Source organism: Geminicoccus flavidas (genome assembly GCF_009806515.1).
GTDB lineage: Bacteria > Pseudomonadota > Alphaproteobacteria > Geminicoccales > Geminicoccaceae > Geminicoccus > Geminicoccus flavidus.
In genome coordinates this window covers 1-4,047 of the sequence record NZ_WUJP01001007.1, presented here as the reverse complement: position 1 = coordinate 4,047, position 4,047 = coordinate 1, and the positions used below count along the sequence as shown (strand labels likewise).

The window sequence follows — 4,047 nt, the reverse complement described above, 5'->3', positions numbered from 1 at the left end:
CGCGTCGGTGGCGGGTGCGGCGGCGGCCAGGACATTGGCGCGGGCCACGTCGCGCACGTGGACGAAGTCCATGGTCTGCAGTCCGTCGCCGAAGATCACCGGGGGGAGACCCTGGTCCAGCCGCTCCATCCAGCGGACCAGCACCTCGGTATAGCGGCCATGGACGTCCATGCGCGGGCCATAGACGTTGAAGTAGCGCAGGGCCGCGTAGTCGAGCCCGTGGCTGTCGTGGAACGAGCGCAGCAGGCCCTCGTTGAACAGCTTGGCGGCACCGTAGAGGGTGCGATTGTCGTATGGAGGGTCCTCCTCCGGGGTGGGGAAGTGGCTGGCCAGGCCGTAGATCGAGGCCGACGAGGCGGCCACGACCTTGCGCACGCGGTGGCGCACGCAGCTCTCCAAGAGGTCGAAGGTGGCGTTCACCATGACGTCCAGGGCCAGGCGCGGCTCGGCGGCGCAATGGGTGATGCGCAGGGCCGCCTGGTGGAACACGAGGTCACTGTCCGCCACCAGTTCGTCCAGTAGCGCGTGGTTGCGGATGTCGCCTTCCACCAGCCGCAGACGGCCGGTGGCCAGGGCGGGGGCGAGATTGTCCCGCCGGCCGCGCACCAGATTGTCCAGAACCACCACCTGCCGGCAGCCGGCGGCCAGCAGCAGGTCGGCGATGTGCGATCCGACGAAACCGGCACCGCCGGTGATCAGCACGCGCTCGTCACGAATGGTCATCTCAACTCCTCGCGGCGCCAGCCGATCACCCGAGCCGGCACGCCCGCCACCTTGGCATAGGCCGGCACGTCCCTGGTCACGACCGCGCCGGCTCCGACGATCGCACCTTCGCCGACGGTCACTCCCGGCAGAATCACCGCGCTGACCCCGATGTCGGCGAAGTCGCCAATCCGCACCGGGCGGATGACGAGGTCGGTGCAGATGATCGGCTTCTCGACGGGCATGCCGGTATGGGTCGAGCCCAGGACCTTGGCGCCCGGGCCCCAGCCGACCTGCGCGCCGATCACTAAGTCGCGCGCATCCAGGAAGGCCTGTGGGCCGATCCAGCTGCCCTCCCCGATCTCGCAATTCCCGTCATGGCGGCCCTGCAGGATCGCCCCTTCGCCCAGATGGACACCATCGCCGATCGAGAACGTCTCGAAGTGCCGGAACGTCACGCCAGGCCGGACCGTCACGCCCTGGCCTAGATGACGGACCAGGGCGCGCAGATAGACACGCCGGAGCATTCGGCTCTGGAAGTCGTCTTGCGGCCCCAGCTGGCGATAGGCTTCCTCCAGCCGCTCATGGCCCATCGCAGCGCGCAGCGCCTCGGCCAGCCCGGTCTCGTAGGCCGGATCGGGCAGGACCGTGTGCCGGCCATGGACCGCCTGGACCACCCGTGCCTGGATCTCGCTCATTCCAGCGCTCCGGCGACGGGCGCCAGCGCCTCCGCCAGTCCCGCCAGGACCTGCCGGATCCGGGCGTTGTCGAGCTCCGGGAACATCGGCAGGGACAGGGTCTGCCGGGCATAGCGCTCGGCATGGGGAAAGTCGCCCAGACGATAGCCGAGCCCAGCATAGGCGGGCTGCAGATGCACCGGGGTAGGGTAATGGATGCCGGTCGCGATGCCAGCTTCGCCCAGATGCTGCCGGACCGCCTCCCGCTGGTCGCAGCGGATCGCATAGACATGGTAGACATGGTGCACGCCCGGCATGTGCGGCGGGGTCGCCACGTCCATCTCTGCACAGCCCGTGTCGTAGCGCTGTGCATGGCGCCGGCGCGCCGCCGTCCAGGCATCGAGATGGGGCAGCTTCACGCGCAGGAAGGCTGCCTGGATCGCGTCGAGCCGGTAGTTGAAGCCCTGCAGCTCATGAACGTAGCGGGCGGACTGGCCCCAGTCGCGCAGCTGGCGCACCTTGGCGGCGACCGCGGCGTCATTGGTCACCACCGCACCGCCCTCGCCGCAGGCACCGAGGTTCTTGCCCGGATAGAAGCTGAAGCAGCCGATGTCGCCGATGCTGCCGGCGCGGCGGCCCTCATGCTCGGCACCGTGCGCCTGGCAGGCATCCTCGATCACGGCCAGGCCATGGCGCCGGGCGATGGCCTCGATGCGGTCCATGTCGGCCATGCCGCCATGCAGGTGGACCGGCAGGATGGCGCGGGTGCGCGGGGTCACTGCCGCCGCGACCGCGGCCGGATCCAGCGTCAGTCGCGCAGGATCCATGTCCACCAGGACGGGCGTGGCACCGGCGTAGAGGATCGCTGCCACCGAGGCCACGAAGGTGGAGGTGGTGGTGATCACCTCGTCGCCTGGCCCGATGCCGGCGGCGAGCAGCGCTAGGTGCAGGGCCGCGGTGCCGGTGCTGACCGCGACGGCGTGGCGGGTGCCGCAGAACTCGGCGAACTCCGCCTCGAACGCCTCGATCTCCTCGCCCAGGACGAAATGGCCGCTGGCGAGGACACGGCTGGCCGCCGCCTCCAGTTGCGGGAGCAGTGCCCGATGCTGCGCCTTCAGGTCGACCAATGGGATCATGATGCCTTGCGCTCCAGGCTGAGGTCGATCGGGCGGCCGCCCTGGCGCATCGACCAGTGAGCACTCTCCAGAAGTTCCACGACCCGCAGGCCGGCCAGCCCGTCGGTGAGCGGCGTGCGGCCGCTGGCGATGCAGGCGGCGAAATGGTCGATCTCGGTGGCCAGCGCCTCGGTGGTCGCCAGCCTGGGCGCCCACATGTCGCCGCTGCGATAGCCCACGCGGAGGCGGTGCGCGGCGTCACGGTCGCCGGTGAGCGTAACGCCCTTGTCGTAGACCTTGATCTTCTCGCTGGGCTCCAGATCGTCCCAGACGATCATCCGCTTGCTGCCGCCGATCAGCGTGCGGCGGACCTTCACCGGCGCCAGCCAGTTGACGTTGATGTGGGCGACCATCCCGCTGGCGAAGTGCAGTGTCACGAACGCCATGGTTTCCGGGCGCTGCGCCAGGTGGCTGGCCGCCTGGGCGGCGATCGCCACCGGGCGCTCCGGCGTGATGGCTTCCAGGATGGCGAGGTCATGGACCGCGAGATCCCAGACCACGCTCACGTCGCTCTGGACGATGCCGAGATTGACCCTGGTCGAGTCATAGTAATGCAGGGCGCCGATCTCGCCGCCGCCGACCAGCTCCGCGATCTTCTGCACCGCCGGCGTGAAGGCGAAGGTGTGGTCCACCATCAAGGTCAGGCCGCGCCGTGCCGCCTCGTCGACTAGCCGGCTGGCCTCGCCGGAGCTGGTGGTGATGGGCTTCTCGACGAGCACGTGCCGGCCGGCCCGCAAGGCGGCCAGGGCGGGCTCGAAATGGGCGTGGACCGGCGTGGCGATCGCGACCGCATCGACCCTGGGATCGTCCAGGAGCTCGGCCATGGTGGCGACCGCCGTGACGCCGGGGTGACGCCGGGCAGCACGGTCGCGCGCGGCCTGGTCGAAGTCGGCGATGGCCACGACCCGGGTCTGCTCGCACTCGCCAAAGCAGCGCGCGAGGTTCGGGCCCCAATAGCCATAGCCCAGGACACCGATGCCGATCATGGCATGCTGCCTTCCAGGAAGGAGGTTCTGAGGGACCGCTGTCCCGTCCGGTCGGAGCGGCTCCTGCCGCTCCTGGGCTCACGCACGTCGCCGATCACCCTGGCCGGCACGCCGGCGACGATGGCGAAGGCCGGAACGTCGCGGGTGACCACGGCGCCGGCACCGACCAGGGCCCGGCTGCCGATGGTCACGCCCGCCAGGATGGTGGCGTTGGAGCCGATCGATGCCCTGGCGCGCACCCGGGTCGTGACGACCACCCAGTCGCCGTCGACCATGGGCCGGCCGTCGTCGCGAGTGGCACGCGGGATCAGGTCGTTGGTGAACATCACCCCGTGGGCGATCATCACCTCGTCCTCGATCGACACCCCTTCGCACAGGAAGCTGTGCGAGGAGATCTTCACGCGCTTGCCGACGATGCAGTTCTTCTGGATCTCGACGAACGGCCCGATCATCGTCTCGTCGCCGATGGTGCAGCCGTAGAGATTGACGAGATCCGGGCAGGGGATC

General features: G+C 69.6%; 5 protein-coding genes. All 5 read right to left on the bottom strand.

What is annotated here, in order from left to right:
- Window positions 1–723, bottom strand: a 723-nt coding sequence (locus EQG76_RS28585; protein ID WP_159718557.1) for an NAD-dependent epimerase/dehydratase family protein, incomplete at its 3' end; no start/stop codon positions are given.
- Entirely contained in the window at window positions 720–1,400 is a 681-nt protein-coding gene (locus EQG76_RS33110; RefSeq protein ID WP_159718555.1) for an acyltransferase, read from the bottom strand. The genes EQG76_RS28585 and EQG76_RS33110, both read right to left, overlap by 4 nt.
- A complete protein-coding gene (locus EQG76_RS28575; RefSeq protein ID WP_159718553.1) occupies window positions 1,397–2,515 on the bottom strand; it encodes a DegT/DnrJ/EryC1/StrS family aminotransferase in 1,119 nt (372 codons plus the stop codon). Before EQG76_RS28575 ends, EQG76_RS33110 begins: the two co-directional genes overlap by 4 nt.
- Window positions 2,512–3,540 (bottom strand): Gfo/Idh/MocA family protein, encoded by a 1,029-nt coding sequence (locus EQG76_RS28570; protein WP_159718551.1) that lies wholly within the window; start codon window positions 3,538–3,540, stop codon window positions 2,512–2,514. The genes EQG76_RS28575 and EQG76_RS28570 overlap by 4 nt, the downstream gene beginning before the upstream one ends.
- Complete coding sequence (locus EQG76_RS28565) at window positions 3,537–4,046, bottom strand: acyltransferase (protein WP_159718549.1); 510 nt, start codon at window positions 4,044–4,046, stop codon at window positions 3,537–3,539. Before EQG76_RS28565 ends, EQG76_RS28570 begins: the two co-directional genes overlap by 4 nt.
- Between the last annotated feature and the right edge of the window lies 1 nt (window position 4,047).